The organism is Streptomyces sp. NBC_00414, assembly GCF_036038375.1.
Lineage (GTDB): Bacteria > Actinomycetota > Actinomycetes > Streptomycetales > Streptomycetaceae > Streptomyces.
The window spans coordinates 4,128,420-4,152,229 of record NZ_CP107935.1 but is presented as its reverse complement, the minus strand read 5'-3'; the positions used below and the strand labels follow the sequence as shown (position 1 = coordinate 4,152,229).

General features: G+C 72.1%; 21 protein-coding genes. 14 read left to right on the top strand and 7 right to left on the bottom strand.

The window, feature by feature from the left end; all coding sequences use genetic code 11:
• The first annotated feature begins 44 nt into the window (after window positions 1–44).
• Complete coding sequence (locus tag OHS59_RS17805) at window positions 45–635, top strand: hypothetical protein (RefSeq protein ID WP_328494387.1); 591 nt, start codon at window positions 45–47, stop codon at window positions 633–635.
• A gap of 86 nt (window positions 636–721) precedes the next feature.
• Here OHS59_RS17805 and OHS59_RS17800 read toward each other — a convergent pair whose 3' ends face one another.
• Window positions 722–3,532, bottom strand: coding sequence for an FG-GAP-like repeat-containing protein (locus tag OHS59_RS17800; RefSeq protein WP_328494386.1), 2,811 nt, complete (start codon window positions 3,530–3,532; stop codon window positions 722–724).
• Window positions 3,533–3,882: 350 nt separating this feature from the next.
• On the opposite strand from OHS59_RS17800, the gene OHS59_RS17795 reads away from it, so the two are divergent.
• The 5 genes from OHS59_RS17795 to OHS59_RS17775 all read left to right on the top strand — a co-directional run bounded on the left by OHS59_RS17795 (window position 3,883) and on the right by OHS59_RS17775 (window position 7,980).
• The gene (locus OHS59_RS17795) at window positions 3,883–4,308 is read left to right on the top strand and encodes a hypothetical protein (protein WP_328499249.1); all 426 of its coding nucleotides are present in this window, start codon (window positions 3,883–3,885) and stop codon (window positions 4,306–4,308) included.
• A 93-nt stretch (window positions 4,309–4,401) separates the two neighbouring features.
• Window positions 4,402–5,019 (top strand): RNA polymerase sigma factor, encoded by a 618-nt coding sequence (locus OHS59_RS17790; protein ID WP_328494385.1) that lies wholly within the window; start codon window positions 4,402–4,404, stop codon window positions 5,017–5,019.
• Window positions 5,016–5,840 carry a hypothetical protein gene (locus tag OHS59_RS17785; protein ID WP_328494384.1) on the top strand — a complete coding sequence of 275 codons (825 nt, stop codon included), beginning with the start codon at window positions 5,016–5,018 and terminating at the stop codon, window positions 5,838–5,840. Before OHS59_RS17790 ends, OHS59_RS17785 begins: the two co-directional genes overlap by 4 nt.
• Window positions 5,841–6,154: 314 nt before the next feature.
• Entirely contained in the window at window positions 6,155–6,844 is a 690-nt protein-coding gene (locus OHS59_RS17780) for an RNA polymerase sigma factor (RefSeq protein ID WP_328494383.1), read from the top strand.
• Window positions 6,844–7,980: a hypothetical protein gene (locus OHS59_RS17775; RefSeq protein ID WP_328494382.1), complete on the top strand. Its 1,137-nt coding sequence runs from the start codon at window positions 6,844–6,846 to the stop codon at window positions 7,978–7,980. The genes OHS59_RS17780 and OHS59_RS17775 overlap by 1 nt, the downstream gene beginning before the upstream one ends.
• Window positions 7,981–8,248: 268 nt before the next feature.
• Here OHS59_RS17775 and OHS59_RS17770 read toward each other — a convergent pair whose 3' ends face one another.
• Entirely contained in the window at window positions 8,249–9,100 is an 852-nt protein-coding gene (locus tag OHS59_RS17770; RefSeq protein WP_328494381.1) for a L,D-transpeptidase family protein, read from the bottom strand.
• A 141-nt stretch (window positions 9,101–9,241) separates the two neighbouring features.
• On the opposite strand from OHS59_RS17770, the gene leuE reads away from it, so the two are divergent.
• Window positions 9,242–9,895, top strand: a complete 654-nt coding sequence (gene leuE, locus OHS59_RS17765; RefSeq protein ID WP_328494380.1) for a leucine efflux protein LeuE — start codon at window positions 9,242–9,244, stop codon at window positions 9,893–9,895.
• Window positions 9,896–9,921: 26 nt separating this feature from the next.
• Here leuE and OHS59_RS17760 read toward each other — a convergent pair whose 3' ends face one another.
• A complete protein-coding gene (locus tag OHS59_RS17760; protein WP_328494379.1) occupies window positions 9,922–11,493 on the bottom strand; it encodes an FAD-dependent oxidoreductase in 1,572 nt (523 codons plus the stop codon).
• A gap of 63 nt (window positions 11,494–11,556) precedes the next feature.
• Here OHS59_RS17760 and OHS59_RS17755 point away from each other — a divergent pair, with 63 nt between their 5' ends.
• Together OHS59_RS17755 and OHS59_RS17750 are read left to right on the top strand one after the other, a co-directional pair.
• Window positions 11,557–12,198 carry a TetR/AcrR family transcriptional regulator gene (locus OHS59_RS17755; protein WP_328494378.1) on the top strand — a complete coding sequence of 214 codons (642 nt, stop codon included), beginning with the start codon at window positions 11,557–11,559 and terminating at the stop codon, window positions 12,196–12,198.
• Window positions 12,185–12,394, top strand: a complete 210-nt coding sequence (locus OHS59_RS17750) for a hypothetical protein (protein WP_328494377.1) — start codon at window positions 12,185–12,187, stop codon at window positions 12,392–12,394. The genes OHS59_RS17755 and OHS59_RS17750 overlap by 14 nt, the downstream gene beginning before the upstream one ends.
• Here the strand turns inward: OHS59_RS17750 and OHS59_RS17745 are convergent.
• From OHS59_RS17745 to OHS59_RS17735, 3 genes are read right to left on the bottom strand one after another with little or no spacing between them, the layout of a single operon-like run.
• The gene (locus OHS59_RS17745) at window positions 12,337–13,488 is read right to left on the bottom strand and encodes an acyltransferase family protein (RefSeq protein ID WP_328494376.1); all 1,152 of its coding nucleotides are present in this window, start codon (window positions 13,486–13,488) and stop codon (window positions 12,337–12,339) included. The two genes, OHS59_RS17750 and OHS59_RS17745, sit on opposite strands and share 58 nt — an antisense overlap.
• Entirely contained in the window at window positions 13,485–14,819 is a 1,335-nt protein-coding gene (locus OHS59_RS17740; RefSeq protein WP_328494375.1) for an alpha-2,8-polysialyltransferase family protein, read from the bottom strand. Before OHS59_RS17740 ends, OHS59_RS17745 begins: the two co-directional genes overlap by 4 nt.
• Window positions 14,816–15,793: a glycosyltransferase family 2 protein gene (locus tag OHS59_RS17735; protein WP_328494374.1), complete on the bottom strand. Its 978-nt coding sequence runs from the start codon at window positions 15,791–15,793 to the stop codon at window positions 14,816–14,818. Before OHS59_RS17735 ends, OHS59_RS17740 begins: the two co-directional genes overlap by 4 nt.
• 198 nt (window positions 15,794–15,991) lie before the next feature.
• Here OHS59_RS17735 and OHS59_RS17730 point away from each other — a divergent pair, with 198 nt between their 5' ends.
• From OHS59_RS17730 to OHS59_RS17715, 4 genes are all read left to right on the top strand, one after another.
• Complete coding sequence (locus OHS59_RS17730) at window positions 15,992–17,386, top strand: DUF6716 putative glycosyltransferase (protein ID WP_328494373.1); 1,395 nt, start codon at window positions 15,992–15,994, stop codon at window positions 17,384–17,386.
• Window positions 17,387–17,522: 136 nt separating this feature from the next.
• Window positions 17,523–18,836, top strand: coding sequence for an N-acylneuraminate cytidylyltransferase (locus tag OHS59_RS17725; protein WP_328494372.1), 1,314 nt, complete (start codon window positions 17,523–17,525; stop codon window positions 18,834–18,836).
• Between the two features lie 14 nt (window positions 18,837–18,850).
• On the top strand, window positions 18,851–19,789 hold the full coding sequence (locus tag OHS59_RS17720; RefSeq protein WP_328494371.1) for an N-acetylneuraminate synthase family protein: 939 nt from the start codon (window positions 18,851–18,853) through the stop codon (window positions 19,787–19,789).
• Window positions 19,790–19,869: 80 nt separating this feature from the next.
• Window positions 19,870–21,102 carry a hypothetical protein gene (locus tag OHS59_RS17715; protein WP_328494370.1) on the top strand — a complete coding sequence of 411 codons (1,233 nt, stop codon included), beginning with the start codon at window positions 19,870–19,872 and terminating at the stop codon, window positions 21,100–21,102.
• Window positions 21,103–21,338: 236 nt separating this feature from the next.
• On the opposite strand, the gene OHS59_RS17710 is transcribed toward OHS59_RS17715, so the two are convergent.
• Window positions 21,339–22,073, bottom strand: coding sequence for a class I SAM-dependent methyltransferase (locus tag OHS59_RS17710; RefSeq protein ID WP_328494369.1), 735 nt, complete (start codon window positions 22,071–22,073; stop codon window positions 21,339–21,341).
• Window positions 22,074–22,436: 363 nt separating this feature from the next.
• Between OHS59_RS17710 and OHS59_RS17705 the strand changes: the two genes are divergently transcribed.
• Entirely contained in the window at window positions 22,437–23,702 is a 1,266-nt protein-coding gene (locus OHS59_RS17705) for an amidohydrolase (protein ID WP_328494368.1), read from the top strand.
• The last annotated feature ends 108 nt before the right edge of the window (window positions 23,703–23,810 follow it).

Below are 23,810 nucleotides of genomic sequence, written 5' to 3'. Positions count from 1 at the left end.
AGTGCGGGCTCCGCAACCAGCGGCGGCCCACCGAGGGAGGCGTGATGAGCCTGGTGGAACTGATCGCTCAGGCCGACGAGCTGAGTCTCGCGGTCGGCGGTCTGGCGTGCCTGGACAGGTGCGTGCCCCTGTTGGGCGGCGACGACGAGATCCTGCGCCCCCTGTGGGCGAGCCTCGCCGAGTCCGAGGAGGGGTTCCGGGACTGGGGCGAGTGCGTCGAGCAGGTGCGCGCCAAGCTCTACGTACCGGACGGCCCGCAGGACAACGCGTCCGCCGAGGGCGAGGCCGTCGCCCTGGCCCAGCGCATGCTCGGCGCGGCCCCCGCGGAGCGGACCGCCGGGAACCTGCTGACGTGGGCCGACGACTGCTCGGTCGCCGCGCTCCGGATCCACCGGCTCCTGGACGCCACGGCCCGCGCCGAGTCCGACGGCGAGTCCTCGGTGCGGGACCGGCGAGAGGGCCGTACGCAGGACATGTCGCCCCTCGTCGCCGCCGAACTGCGCCGCCAGATCAGCGTCCTCGAACTCGTGTCGGCCCACGGCCCCGCGGGTCTGCGCCAGGCGCGGGAGCTCACCACCGAGGGCCGCCGCGTCCTGCGCGCCGTGGTGTCCCGACGGGCCCGCGGACGCGTCTGAGCCCTTCCGGAGGGACAGGAGAGGCCGGGACCCTGTGCGAACGAACCAGGGTCCCGGCCTCTCACGTGTCCGTGCGGGGTGCGGCTCTACGGGGTCAGGACCTGGCCCAGTCGCGCGGCTGTCGCCGTACCCAGCTGGGTGACGCCGTAGTACGCCGACCTGGCGACGGAGACGCCCGAGGCGGTGCTCGGCAGGTACAGCAGCGTGCCGTTGTACGCGTCCTCGCCCTCGGCGCCGATGAGCAGGTGCGCGCGGCCCTGGCCGGAGAAGTCCGTCAGCGAGACGGACGAACCCAGCTTGTCGCCCTTCTCCGTGGACCCGGCGATGCCCGTCGTGTCCTGGGAGTAGGAGAGCGAGCCGGTACCGGTGAGGCCGGTCGAGGCGCCCTTGAGGAGCCAGACGGCGCCCGCGTCGGCCTTGTCGGCGCCGCTGCGGGTGATGTCCTCGTTCGGGGCGCCGGTGAGGACGTCCGCGAACCCGTCGGCGTTGAAGTCGCCCACGGAGACCGAGGCGCCCATCGCGTCACCGGACTCGTTGGCCCCCTCGACACCCGTCGTGCTCTGGGTGATCTTCGTCAGCCCGGTGGTGGTGAAGCCGGCGGACGTGCCCGGGACCATCGTGACCTGGCCGCCGGAGATCGCGCCGGACTCGGTGGCGTTGGGCTGGCCGATGACGATGTCGTCGTAGCCGTTGCCGTTCACGTCACCCGCGGCGAGCGAGCGGCCGCCCTTCACGGAGAGCGTGGACACCTTCGACAGGCCCAGCGACCTGGACCCCTTGAACCAGGTGACCTTGCCGGCGCCGGACGCGTCGCGGTAGTTGAGCGCCACGTCCGCGTAGCCGTCCCGGTTGAAGTCACCGGTCGCGGCGTCCGCGTACGCGAGGGCGCCGGAGGCGGTGGTGAGGTCGCCGGCGACCTCGTGGCCGTCGTCGAAGCGGGCCGCCCAGTTGCCGCCCGTGCCGGTGGCCGCCGTGAAGACGTCCGCCTTGCCGTCGGCGTTGAAGTCGCCGACCGCGACGGTCGCGCCGAACCGCGCGGAGACCGGCTCGTAGTCGTCGCCCAGCGCCATGGTGTCGGCGCCGGAGTTGAACTTGGGCCCGTACAGGATCGTCACGGCACCACGGTCCGCGTGGCCGGTCGTGTCGTCCTCGCCCGGGGCGCCGATGGCGATGTCCGCGTAACCGTCGGCGTTGATGTCGCCCCAGGCGGTGGCCGTGCCCCACTGGTCGCCCGACTCGGCGGCGCCCGGCACCTCGGCGGTGCCCTGGTTGAGCTTCACCTTCGAGGCTGCGACCGGGCCGTTCAGACCGCCCGGCACGAGGGTGAGCCAGCCGCTGCCCTGCTTGGGCGTGGCGGCGACGAGGTCGCTGATGCCGTCACCGTTGAAGTCGGCCGTCGGGACCGCGGAGTTCTTACCGGGGCTCGATGCGTACCGGCGGATCTCGCTCAGCTTCGAGTAGAGGTTCTTGCCGGGGCACTCGGTGGCGAAGCCGTCGCGGTGGCCGGAGATCGTGTTCAGCGTGGCCTGCTCGCCCGCCTTCCACACGCCCGTGTCGTCGGCGGCGGTCAGGGTGACCTGGCCGCTCGGGTTGCCGCCGTACTGGCCGAGCTTCCACGCGGCGACGCGCGCCACGGACTCCAGGGCGGCCCGGGTCGGCCTGCCCGCGGCCTTCGCCGCGGTGGTGGAGGTGGCGGCGGCGCCCTCGAAGTCACCGAGGACGGCGATGCCCGCCGAGTCGCCGTTGAAGCCGTACGTGTGGGCGCCGCGCACCGGCAGGTCGACGCCGCCCGCGCGGCCCTCGAAGATCCGGCCGCACTTGTCGACCAGGAAGTTGTAGCGGATGTCGTTCCACAGCTCGGTCTGCACGTGGTACGCCATGATGCCGCGCACCAGCGCCGGGGACTCGGCGCAGCTGTAGTCGTTCGAACCGACCGTGTGGTGGACGAAGACCGCGCTGACCTTCTCGATGTACTCCGGCGCGTCCTTGACCGTCGACTCGGCGGCGCCCCACTGGGCGCGGGAGACGATGTGCGGCTGCGTCACGGTGGACGGCGGCGGGGACGGGACCGGGTCGGGCGTCGGGGAGGCCGGGGCGCTCTCCGACGCGCTCTCGGAGGCGCTTCCCGTGGTGCTCTCGGAGGGCGACGCGGGATCACCGGTCGCGGGAGCCGCGTCCGCGGGGCCCGTGCTCGCCGGATCCGCCGGGGACGCGGAACCCGAGGCGGCGTCGGCGGCAGGGGAGCCGGTCGGATCCTCGGCGGCGAAGGCGGCGCCGTCCATCGAGAGACCCGTGGTCGTGCCCAGCGCCTCGTTCCTCGCCTCGGCGGAGGTCACGCCCGGGTCCACCAGGCTCAGCTCAAGTCCCTTGGGCAGCCCGGAACTCGCCGAGCCTCCCCCGGACTCCGTCCGGGAGGTGCCCCCAGCCGTCACCACGCGTGCCTCGACGCCGTCGCTCGGGCCGACCCAGAGCGGATCGGACGCGCCGCGCGCGTCCTTGGCGCCCGGCTCCGTCCTGTCGACCGGGTGGGGTTCCAGGTCCAGGTTCTGCCAGCCGGTCCACTCGCCCGAGTCGAGGGCGCGGGTCCGCACCTGGGCGCTGCCGTCGAGTTCGGCCTTCGCGCCGGTCCAGGAGATGCCGAGCAGCGAGAACCGCTGGGTGCTCGTCCGCTCCACCTCGCGGCGGCCCGTACCGTCGCTGCTCATCGCGAGCTCGTGCACCTTCACGGGACGCTTGCCGCGCGCGGCGTCCGCCGACGGGTCGTCGCCCGGGTTCGCCACGGCGTACGTCACGGCGCCCGCCCCGGCCAGCACCACGGCCCCTGTCGTCAGCCACGCTCTCCGCTTCAGACTCAGCGGTTTGTACGCATGGGTCGTCCGGCGACTCAAATACCCCACCCCTAGAAAAGCAGCACAAAAAACCCACCCGTCACAAGGGTGGCTTCTTAATTCAGCGCCAACTCCGGAGTGAACATCACCCAACAAGGGTGTGTGGTACGTCACTGCAGGCGCGGCAAGACGCCTGGGAGAGGTGGATGGTTGTACGGGTTCCGGTGAATTGCCGCGTGACCTATATCACTTCGAGGGTGTGTGATGTTCGAGGCGCCCGACCCGCTTGGTGTTGCGGACCGGCCGTGGCTCTGGCGGCCCGGACGTGAGCGAGTGAGGGAGCGCGAGCGGTGAAGGGGACGAGTGCGGAGTCGGAAGAGCCCGCGCGCCCGGCCCGGCGGCTGTCGGCCGACGTGCGCATGCGGCAGCACGCGGCGGGGTTCGTACGCGACGTCACGGCCCGCAGTCGGCTGCCGCTGGACTACTCGGTGGCGAGCCTGCGCGTCGTCGACTTCATCGTCGACGGGCTGCGCGGGAGCGGCCGGGACCATGCCGCGGTGGGGCGGGTGCTGTTCGGGCTCGGTGTGTACGCCGGGGAGGTGCTGGTGCGGCGGGCCGGTGCCGCGTGGGTCGAGTTCGATCAGGGGCAGCGGGAGTTGTTCGGCCAGCCGGTGGGCATACGGATGCCCGACGGGCGGGTGTGGAACCCGCTGGGCAAGGTCGTGAAGCGGTTCGAGGCGGGGGAGCGGGAGTCCCTGCGCACGTTCTATCTGCAGCTGCACGGGCGGTCCAGGGCCGGACTCCCCGGGTGTGCTGGAACGGGCGGCGCGACCGGCGAGCTGTGACGTTTCCGCGTCGTCCGGCGCAGATGACCTTGAGGGTGTGCGAGCACAGTGGTCCGTACCGCGTGGTGCGAACCCGGTGCGAACGGGGCAGTGTTGGGCCAGGGAGGGGAGTCCCGCGGCGTGCGGTCGTCCGACGGGGACCTGGGCGTGGCCGTCGCGCGGGCCCAGCAGGGGGACGAGGACGCCTTCGCGGTCGCGTACCGGATCGTGCAGCCCGGACTGCTCGGGTATCTGCGGGGCCTGGTCGGCGGCGAGGCGGAGGACGTGGCCTCGGAAGCGTGGCTGGAGATCGCCCGGGATCTGGGGCGGTTCCGCGGGGACGGGGCGGGGTTCCGCGGCTGGACCGCGACCATCGCCCGGCACCGGGCACTCGATCATCTGAGGCGGCAGAAGGTACGGCCGCGGGCGTCCGAACTCGAACACGACATGCTCGACCTGCCCGCCGCGCAGAGCACGGACGACCAGGCCCTGGAGTCCCTCGGCACGCAGTACGCCCTCGAACTCCTGTCGACCCTGCCGCGCGACCAGGCCGAGGCCGTACTGCTGCGGGTCGTCGTCGGTCTCGACGGCCCCGCGGCCGGGCGGGTCCTCGGCAAACGCCCCGGCGCGGTACGTACCGCCGCGTACCGGGGCCTGAAGCGGCTGGGCCACCGGCTCGACGCCGAGGGTGTGACGGAAGACGGGCCCCGGACGCTGGGGGAGTCGGGATGAACGGCAACCGGTCCCCGGGCGGCGAGGGTGGATTCGTGGATTCGGACATGGGTGAACGGGAGGGCGGCAGCGACCGCCCGGACCTCGGTGCCCTGCTCGCCGCCGCCGTACGGGGCGAGGAGGCGGACGCCGAGGCCGAGAAGCGGGCCCTCGCCGCGTTCCGGGACGCACGGGACGAGGGGGCGCACGGGGCGGCGCGCACCCGGCGGCGGGACGACTGGCGGCCCGCGGGCGAGCGGCGGCGCGGCTGGTCGCCGCGGGCGACGCTGGTCGCGCTGGCGGCGAGCGTGACGCTCGGCGGGGTGGCGGTCGCGGCCATCGGCTCGGGCGCGGGCGAGCGCGGTGAGGGCGGCGAGCGGGACGGGAACCGCCCGTCGAGCAGCGCCGCGGCCGACGCCGGCAGTGGTGCCGGCGCGGGCATGCCCGGTCCGTCCGGGCCGGGACCGACCGACGGCCCTTCCACCGCTCAGGACACCGAGGCCCACTGCCGCGCGTACGACTCCGTGAAGAAGCGGGGCAAGGCCCTCGACTCGGTCGCCTGGCAGCGGCTGATCCGGGCCGCGGGCGGCGAGGACGAGGTGGCGGCGTACTGCGAGGCGCGGTTGACCGGCGCGAAGCAGAAGCAGAACACGAAGCAGCAGAAGCAGAAGAAGAACAACGGCAAGGGCGCCGGAGAAGCCGAGAAGACGAAGAAACCCGAGGCGAGCAAATCGGCCGAGCCGTCGAATACGCCGGGCGGCGGCACCACGAAAACTCCGAAGGCGGCAAAGGCCACAAAGGCCGCGAAAAACGCGAAGAGTGCGAAGAGCGGGAGCGGTTGAGACCTGGGGCCGCCCGCTCCGCCGATGGCAACGGCCGGGGCCGCCACCCCCCACAGGAGAGGCCCCGGCCGTCGCGCGGCACGGGCCGCGCGGCGGCCCGTACTCTCCTCAGCGCCGACGGTGCGTTTTGTGTCACACCCCACGCCGCAACGAGTTAGTTGCAAGTTGTACGGACATGGACGCGCCCTGGTTTCAAGCCGTAACGTGCATTTCGCGCCGGATGCGGGGCAGGACCGCAACCATCAACCGAGAGACCACGACGGAGAGAACCCGGTCCGCGAGAGCGGTGCCGGCTGGGCGCAATAAGGGGCGCGGTGCTGGGGGACGACGCGGAGCTGACCGCCGCGGTGCTTGCCGCACAGTACGGGGACGAGACCGCGTTCCGGACTGTGTACCGAGCCGTGCATCCACGGCTTCTGGGGTATGTGCGGACGCTGGTCGGTGACCCGGACGCCGAGGACGTGACGTCCGAGGCCTGGCTGCAGATCGCCCGGGACCTGGAACGGTTCAGCGGGGACGCCGACCGGTTCCGCGGCTGGGCGGCCCGGATAGCCCGCAACCGCGCACTCGACCACATACGCATGCGCGGCCGGCGCCCCGCGACGGGCGGCGACGAGAGCGAACTCACCGGCAGGGCGGCCGAGTCCGACACCGCGGGCGAGGCCATCGAGGCGCTCGCCACGGGCCACACCCTCTCCCTCATCGCCCAGCTCCCGCAGGACCAGGCGGAAGCCGTCGTGCTGCGCGTCGTCGTCGGCCTCGACGCCAAGACCGCCGCGGACACCCTCGGCAAACGGCCCGGCGCCGTCCGCACGGCGGCGCACCGCGGGCTGAAACGCCTCGCGGAACTGCTCGGCGCGGATCCGGAGACGGCCGATCCGGAATCTGTGGGCTCCCTGGCCTCCGTACCCCAGCAGAGACCCCCGCACACAGAGCCGCGTACCCGCGCGGTGACGTCCGCCGGTGTGACGCATACGCCTTCGCGGACGCAGAAGGACATGTGATGGGCGACGAGCGCTGTGTCTTCCCGGGGGAGAACCCCAGGCCCCCTGGCCGGTGGCTGGACCGCGACGCGGCGGAACGACTGCTGCGCGGAGAGCCGCTCGAAGCCGTCGACGCCGACATCCGCGGCCAGGCCGACCGGCTCGCCGAGGCACTCGGCTCCCTGGGCGCGCTCAGTGCCGAAACCGCGCCGAACAGTGCTGAACTCCCGGGCGAGGACGCCGCGTTGGCCGCGTTCCGCACGGCGCGCTCCGGCCGGAGCGAGGAGGCGGCCCTCGCCGGGGCCGCCCGTACGCGTTCCTCCGCGCCCTTCCCGTCCCAGAGAGCCTCCCCGGACTTCCTGGACGCGGGGCTCGTCCAGATCCGCCGTTCCGACACGGACCGCCGCGCCCCCTCCCTGTGGGGCCGCCCGGTGCGCTACGGATTCGCCGCCGCGCTGGCCGCGGGGATGATCGGCGGAGTCGCCGTGGCCGCCACCGCCGGTGTCCTGGCCTTCGGCGGCGGCGAACCGGAACCCGGCGCCTCCGCGACGGCCGCCGTCACCCCGGACCGCCCGCTCGTCACGCCGTCCCCCGGGGAGACCCGCGGCGGCGACGATCCGCGGCCCGAGGGCAGCGCCGGCGCGCCGACCGGCGAGAGCTCCGCCCCGAGCGGCGAGGCACACGGGAACACGGGTACCGGCGCGCAGCCCGACTCCGACGAGACCCGGCGGGAGGACCGGCCGGGCACGCGGTGGGCCAAGATCGCCTCCGCCTGCCGTGACTACCGTGACGGCAAGGAGCTCGACGCCGGGCGCAGACGCACCCTGGAGGACGCGGCCCGGGGCGCCGAGCAGGTGCAGAAGTACTGCAGGGCCATCCTGAAGGACCGGAACCGCCACGACTCCGGCGACGACTGGAGCGACCCCAGGTCCGGACGCGGAGACGCGGGCAAGGGCGGCAGCGGCAACGGGAACGGGGACGACCGCGGCGGCGACTACGGCGGCGGCGATGGTGGTGACGGCGGCGGCCACGGCGGGGACGACCGCGGCCACACAGGCACGTTCCGGAGCGAGGACGACGCGGCGGCCCCGGCCCCGCGGATCAGCACCCTCGACGAGCCCCTGGCCTCGGTGCCCTCCCGGGTGCTCTCTCCCTGATCTGTCGGGCGGCCTTCGGGCGGCCCCGGGGTGACCTCGCCGGTGGCTTCCCGCTCCTGACCTGCGCTTTCGTTCCGTCTACACGCTTTTGTCGTCCCGGTGTGACATTTTCAGCCGTCCCGACGCAGTAATAAGCGAGCCGACTGGTCATCGGCTGTCGCACGAGCCGGGGTTCCCCCCGTACTCACGGCTCAGTGCACAGAGGCGCGGGCGGGACACGTTCCCCCGGTCCCGCCCGCGCCCGCACACCTTCTCCGCCGCGGGTCCCTCACCAGTAGACGACGACCTTGTCGCCGTTCCTCACCTGCGAGAACAGCGCCGCGATCTTCCCCTCGTCCCGTACGTTCACACAGCCGTGCGAGCCCCCGTAGTAGCCCGTCCCCGCGAAGTCCGCGGAGTAGTGGACCGCCTGGCCGCCACTGAAGAACATCGCGTACGGCATGGGCGAGTCGTAGAGCGTCGACACATGATGGCGCGACTTGAAGTAGACGTTGAAGACACCTTCTCGGGTGGGTGTGTACTCCGTGCCGAAGCGCACCGCCATCGTCGAGACCGTCCGGCCGTCGATCATCCAGCGCAGGGTGCGGCTGGTCTTGCTGATGCACAGCACCCGGCCCGTCATACAGCGCGGGTCCGGCTTCGCGGCCGGCTGGCCGCCGGACGCGTACAGATCCCACTTGCCCGGTTCGTGCGTCATCCCCAGCAGCCGCTGCCAGGTCACCGAGTCCGTGGTGCCGGTCCTCGGCAGGCCGCGCTTGCCCTGGAAACCCTTGACGGCGTAGACCGTCGAGGCGTCGTACGTCCCCGTCGGCCCCTCGTAGAGCCACAGGACCTCGCGCAGCCGGGCCTGCAACTCCCGTACGTCTTTGCCCCGGTCGCCCGGCGACCACAGGACCTCGGACGCGGGCTGCCCGGCGGAACTCGGCGGCTTGGCGTCGCCGGGGGAGCGGCCGGCCGGTGACGACGCACCGGCGGACGGCGGCGTGGCGGCCGGTGACGTGCCCGGTGGGCCGGCCGGCTGGATGGTGCACCCGCTCACCGCGACGAGTGCCGCCAGCACCGTCGCCGCCGCGGCTGATCTCCACACACCTGACGAACGCAACACACCTGATGTACGCATGTGAACCCCCCGCTGCTCATCGCGCCGCCCATCGATCCGGTCCTCGTCCCGGTCCGATGTGCCGCGGCGACATCCGAGCGGCTGTCTCATCCGGCAGAACCCCATCGTGCGGTGTCATACCCGGATGCGACACTGCCTTTCATGCTTGGCGTAACGGATCTCCCCACCTATCTCGTGGGTCTCGTGCTGATCGTCCTGTTGCCGGGGCCGAACTCGCTCTACGTGCTGTCCGTCGCCGCGCGACGGGGCGTCAGGACCGGCTATCAGGCCTCCGCCGGGGTCTGGTGCGGTGACGCGGTGCTGATGACGCTGTCCGCGGCCGGTGTCGCGTCCCTGCTGCAGACCAACGCCCTGGTGTTCGGGATCGTGAAGTACGCGGGCGCCGGATATCTGACCTGGCTGGCCTTCGGGATGCTGCGGGCCGCGTGGGAGATGTGGCGGACCCGGCGGGAGCGGGGCGAAGCCGAGGAGGCAGCCCCGCCGGCCGTCGAGGAGCGGCCCTTCCGGCGGGCACTCGTCATCAGTCTGTTCAACCCGAAGGCGATCCTGTTCTTCGTGGCCTTCTTCGTGCAGTTCGTGGACCCGGGCTACGCGTATCCGGCCGTCTCCTTCGTCGTGCTCGGTGCCTTCGCCCAGGTGGCGAGCTTCCTGTACCTCAGCGCGCTGATATTCGGCGGGACGAAGCTCGCCGCCGCCTTCCGGCGGCGCAGGAGGCTGTCCGCGGGGGCCACCTCCGCCGCCGGCGCCCTCTTCCTGGGCTTCGCCGTCAAGCTGTCCCTCGCCGGCTCCGTCTAGGACGGGTCCGTTCGGGGCAGGTCCGCTCAGGACGGGGCCTGGGCGCTGACGCCCACGAGCGCCGCGTACTCCGCGAGGCCCCGCGCCGACTCGCCCGCCCAGCCCACGTAACCGTCGGGGCGGACGAGGAACACCCCGGTCCCGTACGCCTCGTAGGCGGGGAAGCGGACCGTGCGGGTGCCGGGGAGGTCCGGCACCTCGGTGTCCGTGCCGACCGTGAGCAGTGTCCAGTGCGGGCCCCGGAAGGCGTCGAAGAGGCGGATCCCGGCCCGGGTGCCGTCCGGTGCGCGGTCGCCCGCGCGCAGGGCCCCCTCGGGCAGGTCCGGGCGGGTCTCCACCGCGAGCGCCGAGTCCCGGTAGCCGAGGCCGAGTTGCTGGGTGGCCGCACCGCGCCGCACCTCGCCGCGGTGGACACCGGTGGACAGGCCCAGCATCTGCGCGGCGACGGGCATCCGCTCCGCCTCGTACGAGTCGAGGAGGGCGGCCGGAGCGGACCCCCGCAGCACGGCCGCGAGCTTCCAGCCCAGGTTGTAGGCGTCCTGGACGCTGGTGTTGAGGCCCTGGCCGCCCGCGGGCGAGTGGACGTGCGCCGCGTCGCCCGCCAGGAAGACCCGCCCGTCCCGGAACCGGTCCGCCATCGCGGCACGCGGCCGGAAGTCGGAGGCCCAGCGGACCTCGGTCACGTCGTCCGCGGACAGGTGCGTCCGGGTGGCGACCAGCTTGCGGATGCCGTCGAGGGACAGGTCCGGTTCGGCGGACGGGTCCGCGAAGCCGGCCGCCAGCTGGAAGTCCTCGGTGTGGGGCAGGGGGCAGATCCCCAGGAAGCCGCCCTGGAGCCCCCGGCCGTTCCTGCCGGCACCCTTGCCGCCGCCCTCGTCGTCGGTGGTGTCGGTGGGCGGGAAGAAGTGCCAGTTGTCGCGGTCGAGGCCGGTGACGCGGATGTCCGCGACCAGTGCCGGAGCCGGGTCCACGGTCTCGCCGGTCATGCCGATGCCCAGCGCGCGCCGTACGACGGACCGGCCGCCGTCCGCGGCGACGGCATAGCGGGCGCGCACCGGGGTGCCGGACGTGAAGCTCGCCGTCACGCCGTCGGCGTCCTGGGCGAGGCCCGCCAGCTCCCGGCCGAAGGCGACGCCGCCGCCCAGCTCGGCCAGCCGCGCGAACAGGATCTCCTGCGTCCGCCACTGCGGCACCATCAGCGCGAAGCCCGCGTACGGCTCGGCCTCCGTCGCCTCCACCTCGTCGAACATGCGGTGCTCGCCCTGCCGCCTGCCGTCCTTCCAGATCATCCCGACGGGGTACGTGCCGCCCCCCGCCCGGAGCGCGTCCAGCACGCCGAAGTCGTCGAAGACCTCCTGCGTGCGTGGCTGGATCCCCTTGCCCCGCGAGCCCGGGAAGAGGGTGGCGGACCGCTCGACGACGAGGGCGCGCACGCCGCGCCGGGCGAGGTCGAGCGCGAGGGCCAGTCCGGTGGGCCCGGCGCCCACGATCAGCACATCGGTCTCGGCCGGTACGGCGGCGGTGTCCACGACAGAGTTCACGGCAGTGTCCACGACAGCATTCACGGCGGGCATCTCCTTAACGTCGTTAAGTTCCATGGGTCGAGGATGCGCTTAACGCCGTTAAGCTGTCAAGGGGGGGCCTCCGGATAGGGTGCGACCGTGGCTGTAGGGAAGATCGACCGAACACTGGTGGCCGACACGGCGCTGCGTCTGCTGAACGAGGTCGGGCTCAACGGCCTCAGCCTCCGGGTCATCGCCAAGGAGCTGGACGTCAAGGCGCCCGCCCTCTACTGGCACTTCAAGGACAAGCAGGCGCTGCTGGACGAGATGGCGACGCAGATGTACCGGCGGATGATCGCCGGTACCTCGATCCCGCCGGACACGGACTGGCGCGAGCGGCTCCTGATGGCCAACCGCGGTCTGCGCGCGGCGCTGCTGAGCTATCGCGACGGGGCCAAGGTCTTCAGCGGTTCCCGCTTCACCGGCACCGAGCACGCCGCCCAGATGGAGGAGAACCTGCGGGCCCTCGTGGACGCCGGGTTCACCCTCCGGCAGGCGGTACGCGCCTTCACCACCGCGTACCTGTACACGCTGGGCTTCGTCACCGAGGAGCAGGGCGTGTATCCCCTGCCGGGCGAGCGCCGCGAGGGGTACGACGTGGACGCGCGGGCCGAGATGCTCGCCGACCACCCCCTGTCGGCCGCCGCGGGCTCAGCCATCTTCGAGGGGTACGACGAGGGATTCGAGGAGGGGCTCATGCTGCTGCTGGCCGGGATCGAGGCACGCCGTGGAACCGACTGACCCGGACGAGTCGGCCCCGGCGCTCGTCGACTTCGTCCCAGACCCCGCCGCCCGGGCCGAACTCGCCCGCCGGATGTCCGAACTCGCCGACCTCATCGACGAGGCCGGCGACGCGCTCGGCGAGATCCTCGCGGACGTTCAGCGCGGTTTCGACAGTGCCGAGCGCAGCCGCGGCGTCAACCGGTCCTCGACGTAGCGGTTCAGCAGCCACGCCAGGGTCAGCATCGTCACGACCGTCAGCGCCGCGGTCGCGTACGACGGGAGGCCCAGGCTCTGGTGGTAGGCCTTGATGGCGACCCAGCCCAGGTGCTCGTGGACCAGGTAGAACGGGTACGTCAGCGCCCCGGCCACCGTCAGCCAGGGCCAGTTCGCCCGGCTCAGCCAGCCCAGCGCCACCGCGGCGACCGCCAGGAAGCCGAGGGTGACGACGAGGACGATCCCGGTCGAGGTCCGGTTCGAGAAGAAGTCCGGATCGGGCGCGTGCCACAGCGTCGCCACCGCGTAGTGCTGGCCGATCAGCCAGCTGACGCCCACGATGCCCCAGGCGTACGCGTCGCGCCGGTCGCGGTGGACGAGGTAGAGGCCGATGCCGCCGATGAAGAACGGCGCGTACTCGGGCATCAGGATCAGGTCGAGCAGCGGCTGCCGCGCCTCCTGGGCGATCGCCGCGGCGAGGGTCCAGCTCGCGCAGAACAGGATGACGCGCTGCCGCGTCGCACCCGGCAGGACCACACAGAGCGCGAACAGCGCGTAGAAGCGGACCTCCGCCCAGAGCGTCCAGCAGACGCCGAGCACCCGGTCGGCGCCCAGCGGTTGCTGCAGGAGCGTCATGTTCACCAGCGCGTCGCTGGGGGAGACGGCGTGGTACGCGACCGCGGGAAGGGCGAAGACGGCCGTGACGAGGACGACCGCCGCCCAGTACGCCGGCATCAGCCGGGAGACCCGCGAGGCGAAGAACGAGCGCAGGGTCCTCCCCCAGCCGCTCATGCAGATCACGAAGCCGCTGATCACGAAGAAGACCTGCACGCCCAGGCAGCCGTACGCGAACCACGTGTGCAGCGTGGGGAACTGGAGCTGCGGCGAGGTGCCCCAGGCCTCGCTCACCTCGCCGTCCCGGCCGCCGTAGTGGTACGCGGCGACCATCAGCGCGGCGATCAGCCGGAGCCCGTCGAGCGCGCGCAGCCGCGGCGCGTGCTTGCGGGGAACTATCCGGGGCGGGACAGCGGTGCTGTCGCCCGCCTCGGCCGCGGGAGCGGCCGTCGGGGCGGGCGACGAATTGATGGTGCTCATCCCAGCGTTGCCCTCTTCAGGGATCGGGCGCGCTTGGCCACACGTCGTACGGTCGCGTTGCGCGGAATGAAGGCGAGCTGGGCCGGCACCGCGCCGGGCAGTCCCAGTGAGGTGAGGCGTCGCCGCTTGAAGTAACGCCAGGTGTGGGTGTTCAGACGCCGCGTCAGGTACTGCTCGGCGTCCGGCCGGGTGTCCGGGTAGATCTTGGGCTGCATGGCGAAGCCCACAGCTCTTACGAGTTCGGACAGTTCGTCGGCGGTCATGCCCTCGCGCTGCTCAAGGACCGCCGCGCGGTCCGTCAGCTCCGGGAGCAGGGCGTCCACGATCGTGACGGGGACGCGGTTGCTGTTCTCGTACGGGGTGAGGCGTTCGAGGAGCGGGCCGGTGCCGATGCGGGCGACCGGGAGGCCGTACAGCGCGGAGGCGGTGAGCAGTGCGGTGGAGAAGCAGCCGACGACCAGCGCGGGGCGCATCCGCTGGTAGAGCACCTCGGCGAGGACCGGGGTGTCGAGCACGGTGAGGTCGGCGCCGATCCGCTCGGCCTCCTTCTCCAGGGCGCGCGACCAGCGGGCCGGCGCGCTGGGGTGCGGCTTGAACACCAGCCGCTCGTGGCCGAGTTCGACGGCGCCCTTGAGCATCCGTACGTGCAGGTCCTCCTCCTCCTCTGCGGTGAGGATGCCGAGGGCGGAGAGGTACTGGCCGAGCAGCAGGGCCGGTTCGTCGATGGCCGGCAGGTCGTCGCCGGTCTTGACGAGTTCGGTGAGGACGTCGGTGAAGGTCGTGGTCGGCACGATCTCCGGCTCGACGCCGAACTCCGTGAGCAGCAGCGGAGTCAGGCCCGGCACCAGGTCGAGGTGGAGGAGCCGGTCGATCCGGGTGCCGACCAGCGGGTCGATCTTGCTGCGGGTCGGGCCGTAGCTCATCAGGCCGTCGGCGTAGACGGTGACGGGGGCGCCGGTGAAGATCTGGGTGAGGCCGAGCGCGGGGTTCACCTGGATCGACTCGACGGTCAGTTCCACGTCGTCGTCACCGAGCCCCCAGGCGAGCCGCAGATGCCGCTCCCACAGGGGTACGTCGTCGAGCCGCGGGGCCCAACCGCCGGGGTGGAAGGGAGAGATGGTCTCGTTCCACGAGATCACGTCGTCGAACCGGCCGCGCAGTTGCGTGAAGCCGGGCATCTCGTCGACGCCGGGTGTCGTCTCGGGCGTCGCCGAGTTGTTGGAGACGAGCAGGATGCGGCGGTCCGCGGGCCGGAAGCAGCCGGAGTCGACGGCCGCGGCGAGCGTCGCCGTGCCGTACAGCGTCGACGCCATGAAGATCTGGGTCGTCACGCGGACACCCCCGCGGCGGCCGGACGACGGCGCAGCCGACGCAGTCGCGTCGCGCGCTGTATGTCCATGGAGTCGAGGGCGTCATCGAGGACGTCCTGCGGCATACGCCGCAATGCGACGGCACTCATCGACTTCAGTTTCCGTGCCACGGGCGGCTCGAACCTTTCGATGGATCCCAGATGATGGGAAATAATCGCACAGTAGGTCCGCACGGCCTTCGGCAGGAGTTTATCCGCGTCCCGGTCCTGTGCCGTCTCACTTACCACCTGGTCGAACGCGCGAATGAAATCCAGCTGCCGTACGTCACCGATCTGCGTCAGTGACGAGGCGACACCGCGCCGGTAGAACACGCCGAGCAGGCCCACCGTGGCGAACGATTCCGCCTCCCGGTGCAGCTTCCAGATCCACGGCCGGTCCTCGGCCGTGCGCAGCCCGTCGGTGAAGTGCAGCAGGCCCCGGTCGGCCAGCCGGCGGTGGTAGATGCCGGCCCACGCGTACGCGTAGTCGACGGAGGTGGAGCGGTCGGCGGGCAGGATCGCCTCGCGCGGATCCAGTACGACACCGCGCCTGCCGTGCGGCACACGGTGGAGGGTGCGGGCCCGCGCGGTGCACTGGACATGGTCCGTGCGCACGAAGTCGCAGCCCAGCCCCTCTATGGAGGCGAGCAGTTGCTCGTAGTAGCCGGGGGCGAGCCAGTCGTCCCCGTCGAGGAACGTGAGGTACTCGCCACGCGCCTCGTCGATGCCTGTGTTGCGCGCGGTGGCCAGCCCCCCGTTCTGCTCGTGTCTGACATGCACCGCGCCCGGGAGCTCGCGCTCCGCGCGCGCGAGGATGTCCGGCGTCTCGTCGCGGGAACAGTCGTCGACGAGAATGAACTCGAAGTCGTCGCGTGCGTTCGCACGCAGACTTTTCAGGGTGTCGGGCGCATATTGCTGCACGTTGTAGAACGGCACGATGACGGAGAGCTTGACCACCCGTGTGACGTTAGGCGGCGGCCCGGCATTCGTCTTGACCGCCGGTGAGATGTCAGGTGAACGACACGTGGCGGAATGGTGAACCAGGTCTTATTGCGTGCCGATCCGAGGCCGATTCGCCATTCGGCGGTGTGCTGTTAACCCTTTGTTGTATTCCGGTTGGGCCGGTGATCGGAATCGCTTCCTAGCGTCTTCGGTGTGCCAGCAAGTACCAAGAAGTCCCTGCGAGTGGCCGTCCTCGCCGATTCCGACACCCGGTGGAAATGGGGCGCGCTCACCGCGAACCGTATCGCACCGGCCGATTCGGACATCAGGCTCGACGGCTACCTCCTCAGGGGCCGTGCCACCCCTACCGCCCGACAGCTCGAAGAGGTCGGCGTCCGCGCCGACTCCCTCCGGGAGGTCACCTCGGTCGAGTTCCTGCGGGAGATGGCCCGCGAGGAGGCCGCGTACGACGTCCTCGTGCTGTCCCTCGTCGGCGGCGGCGTCCAGGCGATGCTGCACGGGCTCTCCCACCAGTGGCGGGAGCGCGCGGCGACGGGGAGCACCGAGCGGCCCGTGGTCGTCACCGGCTATGTCGGTGTCGTCTACGAGAAGCTCGCCGACGGGCTGCTGCTGCGGCACGGCGCGGACCTGGTCCTCGCCAACTCCCGCCAGGACGCGGACCGTTTCACCGCCGTGTACGAGGGAGTGGGCGCCGACGCCTCCTCGGTGACCGAGGTCGCGCTGCCGTTCCTCGGCGGTGCCACGTACGAGAAGCACGACCCGTCTGCGAAGCAAGGGCGCAGGCCCTACACGGTCGTCTTCGCCGCGCAGCCCTCCGTGCCGGAGAGCCGCAAGGACCGTACGTATCTGCTGAACCGGCTGATCCAGCACGCCCGGCTGCATCCGGACCGCGAGGTCCTGCTGAAGCTGCGGTCCAAGCCGGGCGAGCACACCACACACATCGAGGAGCAGCCCTACCAGCGCCTCGCGGAGCGGATCCCGGGCGGCCCGCCCGCCAACTTCCGCCTCGTGTACGGGCACATGGGCGAGGTCCTCGACCGTACCGACCTGCTGGTCACCGTCAGTTCCACGGCGGCGCTGGAATCCCTGCACCGCCGGATCCCCACCGTCGTCCTCACCGACCTCGGGGTGCGCGAGTCGCTCGGCAACCACCACTTCGTGGGCTCCGGCTGCCTCGCCTCCTGGGACCGGCTGGACGACGGGCACATCCCGACGCCCGACGAGCGGTGGGTCGCCCGGCAGGGCGTCGCCGCCGCGGGATCCGTCTCCGGCGGGGGACCGGCCGCCGGCGAAGGCTCGTACGAGACGGCCTTCGACGCGGCCCGCGAGCGGATCGCCGCTCTGCTCGGCGGGGGCACGCTGCCCGACCTCGCCCCCTACTACACGCCTGCCACCGCGCCCGGCTACCTGCCCGGCATCCTCGCCCGTCACCACCTCGCCCCGGACGGCAGTCCGCTGCCCGGCGCGCCCGACGCCGAACGGGAGCCGGGGCCCGTGCGGCAGATCGTGCGGCGCGCCGCACGGGGTGCCTACCGGCACGGGGTGCAGCGGGTGGCTCCGGTCATCCGGCGGATGGGGGAGCTGTGACGTTCCGCTCCGCGGCGGGGGCCGGTTCGAACCCGGGGGTCCGTCGTGGCCGGGCACGCCCACACGGCGCAGCCGTCATCGGTACAGCCCCGCGCCCCTTCGGGACGCGACGACCGTCGATCAAGGAGTACAGGTAATGACCAAGTCCGAAGCGGGCCATGGGGCAGCCGGACGGCTGAAGTCAGTGCCCCGTGTGCTCGCGGTGATTCCGGCGCGGGGCGGCTCCAAGGGCGTCCCCTCCAAGAACCTCCTGCCCGTCGGCGGTGTGCCGCTGGTCGCCCGGGCGGTGCGCGAGTGCCGTGCGGCCCGGCTCGTCACGGACGTCGTGGTCTCCACCGACGACCAGGCGATCGCCACCGCCGCCCGCGAGGCGGGCGCCGAGGTCGTGCTGCGGCCCGCCGCCATCGCCGGCGACACGGCGACCTCCGAGGCGGCCGTCCTGCACGCCATGGACGCCCACGAGGCCCTGCACGGCTCCGCCGTCGACGCCGTACTCCTCGTGCAGTGCACCAGCCCCTTCATCGTCCGCGAGGACATTGACGGAGTGGCCGGCGCGGTCGTGGAGAACGGCGCGGACACCGCGCTGACCGTGGCGCCCTTCCACGGGTTCATCTGGCGGGACGCCGACGACGACCCGGCCGCGGTCGACACCGAACTCACCCGGTCCGTCGGCGGCGCCACGACGGTCGCCAACACCACCGCCACGGACGGCGGTTACGGCGTCAACCACGACAAGTCCTTCCGCCCGCGCCGCCAGGACCGGCCCCAGGACCTCCTGGAGACCGGCGCCGCGTACGCCATGGACGCGGCCGGACTGCGCGAGCACAAGCACCGCTTCTTCGGCCGGACGGAACTCGTCCGCACCGACCCCGCGCGGGTCCTGGAGATCGACGACCCGCACGACCTCGCCCGCGCCCGGGCCCTCGCGCCGCTCTTCGACGCGAACCGGCCCGGCGCCCTCCCGACCGCGCAGGACATCGACGCGGTCGTCCTCGACTTCGACGGCACCCAGACCGACGACAGGGTGCTGATCGACTCCGACGGACGGGAGTTCGTCTCCGTGCACCGCGGGGACGGACTCGGTGTCGCGGCCCTCCGCAGGAGCGGCCTGTCGATGCTGATCCTGTCCACGGAACAGAACCCGGTCGTCGCCGCCCGCGCACGGAAGCTCAAGATCCCCGTGCTGCACGGCATCGACCGGAAAGATCTCGCACTGAAGCAGTGGTGCGAGGAACAGGGCATCGCGCCCGAGCGCGTGCTCTACGTCGGCAACGACGTCAACGACCTCCCGTGCTTCGCCCTCGTCGGCTGGCCCGTGGCGGTCGCGAGCGCCCACGACGTCGTACGCGGCGCCGCACGCGCGGTCACCACCGTCCCCGGTGGCGACGGCGCGATCCGAGAGATCGCCAGCTGGATCCTCGGCCCCTCTCTCGACTCCCTCGACAAGTAAGGAACTTCGTCACCATGAGCTCCAACTCCCGTCTGCGCACGTTCGGCTCGAAGACCGCGGGCCCGGGTCACCCCGTCTATGTCGTCGGTGAGATCGGCATCAACCACAACGGCGACCTCGGCAACGCCTTCAAGCTGATCGACGCCGCCGCCGAGGCCGGCTGCGACGCCGTGAAGTTCCAGAAGCGCACCCCGGAGATCTGCACCCCGCGCGACCAGTGGGACATCGAGCGCGACACCCCCTGGGGCCGCATGACCTACATCGACTACCGCCACCGTGTGGAGTTCGGCGAGGACGAGTACCGCCAGATCGACGAGTACTCCAAGTCGAAGAACATCGCCTGGTTCGCCTCCCCGTGGGACACCGAGGCCGTCGCCTTCCTGGAGAAGTTCGACGTACCGGCCCACAAGGTGGCCTCCGCCTCCCTGACCGACGACGAGCTGCTGCGCGCCCTGCGCGGCACGGGCCGCACCGTCATCCTCTCGACGGGCATGTCGACCCCGAAGCAGATCCGCCACGCGGTCGAGGTCCTCGGCAGCGACAACATCCTGATGTGCCACGCCACGTCGACCTACCCGGCACAGGCGGAGGAGCTCAACCTCCGCGTCATCAACACCCTGCAGGCCGAGTACCCGAACGTCCCGATCGGCTACTCCGGCCACGAGACCGGCCTGCAGACCACGCTCGCCGCGGTCGCCCTCGGCGCCACCTTCGTCGAGCGCCACATCACCCTGGACCGCGCGATGTGGGGCTCCGACCAGGCCGCCTCCGTCGAGCCGCAGGGCCTGACCCGCCTCGTCCGCGACATCCGCACCATCGAGGCCTCCCTCGGCGACGGCGTCAAGAAGGTCTACGAGTCCGAGCTGGGCCCGATGAAGAAGCTGCGCCGCGTCTCGGGCGTCGTCGCCGAGGCGGAGATCGCCGCGGCCGCGGGCGAGCCGGTCGCGGTCTGAGCCCGACGCGGTCCGGACCACCCCCACCCCTTCGTCACTCCCACCCCTTCCGATTCCAGGGAAGCGACGGTCGTACGTCGATGAGTCCCCGCGCCGGGTCCACCGGCCCCCAGTCACCCGCCACGCTGGCTTTCGTGGAAAGCCCGGTGCAGCTCCTGAACGTCCTGGAGTGGGCGCACGCGCATGCCCTGAAGGCGGCAGCCCTCAGGAGCACGGGCGGGACCTCCGGACCCCCGGGCCCGGAACTGGGAGCCGGCAGGCCCGGCGGGGCCGGCAGGTTCGGCCGGTCGGGCAGGCCCGGAGGTTCGGGCAAGGCAGGCAGGACGGGTGACGCCAGGCCCGGTGAGGCCGGTACCGGACTCACCCTGGTCGTCCTGTCGCCCACCGACCCGATGACCCGCGGGCAGCTCAGGCGCATGGCCGAGCTGGCCAGGGACGAGGGGTACGAAGTGCGCTGGGAGGAGGCGAGGGGCGGCGCGACCGCGCCCTTCCACACGGTCGGCGGGCTCGCACCGCTGCTGCGGCGCGCACGGCGCATCGTGATGGGCGACCCCTTCTCGCGATACGTACAGCTGCTGCTGACCATCACCCGCGCCCGTGATCTCGTCGTCGTGGACGACGGGACCGCGACCATGGAGTTCGTCTCCCAGCTGGCGCGCGGCGAACGGCTGGTGCGCTGGCACCGGCGCGGTGGCCGCCCCGGGGCCCGGGACCTGGTCTTCGCACCGGTCTCGGCCCGGGCCCGCCGCCGGCTCACCCCCGGTGCGGGACGGCGGGTGGAGGTCTTCTCCTCCATGCCGATCACCGAGACGCCCGAGGGCGTCGACATCTCGGCCAACGACTTCGCCTGGACCCGGGCCCGCTTCGGCCCTCCCCGCCTCACGAAGGGCTCCGACCTGGTCGGCACGTCCCTGGTGGAGACGGGGGTCGTGGACCCCGACCGCTACCTGGAAGCGGTGAAGGGGCTGGTCGGCACCTACGGGGCCACCCGCTACTTCGCCCACCGCAGGGAGAGCCCCGAGAAGCTGCACCGGCTGGCCGTCGAGACCGGCCTGGAGATCGTCCGCCCGGACCTTCCCCTGGAACTGATCGCCCGCCGGGGCCCCATCGGCCGCACGATCCTCAGCTTCCCCTCCACGGTCGTCCACACCCTGCCGCTGGCGCTGGCCGGCACCGAGGTCAAGGTCGCCGTCTTCGACATCGACCCGGCGTGGCTCACGGAGAACGCCTCCCCTCGGGCCCAGGGCTTCCTCTCGGGCGTCACGGACACGGCCCGGGACGTTCACCGCCTGTCGACGGTCAGGACCGTCTGACGCCCTGTCCTCAAACGCCGGACGGGCCGGAGCGGACTTCCGTCTGCGGGCCCGGTGGGGGCCGGCCGCGCAGTTCCCCGCGCCCCTGCAATCTTCAGCCCGTCCGGCGTTTGAGGACGAGCGCGCAGGCGCGATCCGGGGGCGAGGGAGGCGAGCCCTCATGCGGTGACGATGGGGCCCCGGTCGAGCGAAGCCGAGACGGGGGAGGGCAGGGGCGGCGGGGGCGGAATCCGTCGTCAGCCGGCCACCGGGGCGGGCGGCCTGCGGGCCAGCAGGAACGCGCGCGGCAGCTTCTCGTCCTCGTACGGCGCCCGCTCGACCCGCGCCCGCACCGACAGCTCCGCCCCCTCCAGCACCCCGGCCACCACACCCGGATCCCGCCAGTGACAGTCGAGCGAGATGGCACGGCCGAACCGCTCGGTCAGCCGGGCACGCTCGTCCCCCGTCTGGAAGACCAGCAGTACGTGCCCGCCCGGGGCCAGTACCCGATGGAACTCCCGGAAGACGGCGGGCAGTTCGTCGTCCGGGACGTGGATCGTGGAGTAGACGGCGGCGACTCCGCCCAGCACGCCGTCCGGCAGGTCCATGGCCGTCATCGAACCCACCGCGAAGCGCAGCTCCGGGTGCGCCTCCCGGGCCAGGGCCACCATGGCGGGGGACAGGTCGACGCCGAACGCCGGCACGCCCAGCGCGCTCAGGTGGGCCGTCACATGCCCGGGCCCACAGCCGATGTCGGCGACGGGCGCCACACCGGCGGACGCGGTGGGGACGGAGGCCGCGGAGGCCACGGAACCGGCCGGCACCGCCCCCCAGGAGGCGGGCCCCTCCGTCCGCACGAGCTCGGTGAACGCGGCGAGGACCGCCCGGTCCAGGATCTGCCCGCCGAACTCGTCCGGGAAGGCCCGCGCGTAGTCGGCCGCCATCGCGTCGTAGGAAGCGCGCGTGTTCGTGATGAAGTCGGGTTCGGTCACGGCCGGTGACCATAGCGGTGGGCCCCGTAGGGCCCGAACCCGGGTCCGCCGGCCGTGGCGCTGTCCGGCAGGTGAACGGAACCGTTCGGGCGTCCGTATGCGTGGTATGCGTAGAGAGCCTGTTTCCGGGGACCCGGGAATGGGCGCCGCCGCCCGGAGGTTTTCCCACAAGGAAGGCCGGATCCGGATCCGCCTGGGCAGGCGTGGGAGACAGCGACCCGGAAAGCTGGGCGAGTGTACCCAAGCCAGTCCATTTGTATGCGCCACGCGGCTAGATTTCCTGTCCCGAACGGGTTGAAGTTTTGTTGATCGCAGGGCAGTTGGCGGTCGCGTCGCCCTACCCTTCAGAGGGTGAACCAACTGATGTCGCAAGAGTCCGAGGCCGATTCGTCCGGGGAAGCATCGACCGGGGAAGCGTCGATCGAGGAGGCGTCGTCCGGGGGAGCAGCACTTCCCGGCACGCTGTCCGAGGATCTGCGCGCCGAACTCGTCGCGTTCCGACGTGACTTGCACAGGCACCCGGAGCTGGGCAACCAGGAGTTCCGCACCACCGCCGCGATCAAGGAGAGGCTGGAGAGGGCCGGTCTGCGGCCCCGCGTGCTCGACACCGGAACCGGGCTCATCTGTGACATCGGAGTACCGGACCCCGCCGTTCCCGTGCTCGCCCTGCGCGCGGACATCGACGGCCTGCCCATCCCGGACATGAAGACCGGGTGCGCGTACCGGTCGACCGTGCCCGACCGGGCCCACGCCTGCGGCCACGACGTGCACACGACCGTCGTGCTGGGCGCCGCCCTCGTCCTCGCGGACCTGCACGAGCGGGGCCTGCTCGACCGGGCCGTACGCCTGATCTTCCAGCCCGCCGAGGAAGTCCTTCCCGGCGGCGCCCCCGAGGTCATCAAGGGCGGCGGTCTCGACGGTGTCGGGCGGATCATCGCCGTGCACTGCGACCCCAGGGTCGACGCCGGCCGCATCGGACTCAGGTACGGGCCCATCACGTCCGCCTGCGACCGGGTCGAGGTCTCGCTGGACGGACCCGGCGGGCACACCGCGCGACCGCACCTCACCACCGATCTCGTCACCGCCGCCGCCCGGGTCGCGGTCGACGTGCCGGCCGTCGTCGCCCGGCGGGTCGACGCCCGCTCCGGACTCTCCCTGACCTGGGGACGTATCGAGTCGGGGCACGCCTGCAACGTGATCCCGCAGCACGCCGAACTCTCCGGGACCGTACGGTGCCTGGACCTCGCGGCCTGGCACGCCGCCCCCGATCTGGTGCACGCCGCGATCGACGAGGTCGCCACGCTCCACCGGGCCAAGTCCGAGATCAGCTACGTACGCGGGGTGCCGCCGGTCGTCAACGACCCGGACACGACCGATCTGCTGCGCGCGGCGATGACCGCCCGGCTCGGGGTCCACTCCGTGGAGGACACCGAGCAGAGCCTGGGCGGGGAGGACTTCTCCTGGTACCTGGAGCACGTGCCCGGCGCCATGGCGCGTCTCGGGGTGCGCACACCGGGCGAGCGGACCGTGCGGGACCTGCACCAGGGCGACTTCGACGCCGACGAGTCGGCCATCACGGTGGGCGTCGAGCTCTTCACGGCCGCCGCCCTCCTGGACGAGCGCCGCTGACACGCGGTGACAGGTGACGCACGGACGAAGGGGTGCCCCGGTCGGTACCCCTTCGTCCCCTTGTGTCACTCGCATGTAACCGGCGGCGGGCGTTCGTAACCGGCCGTC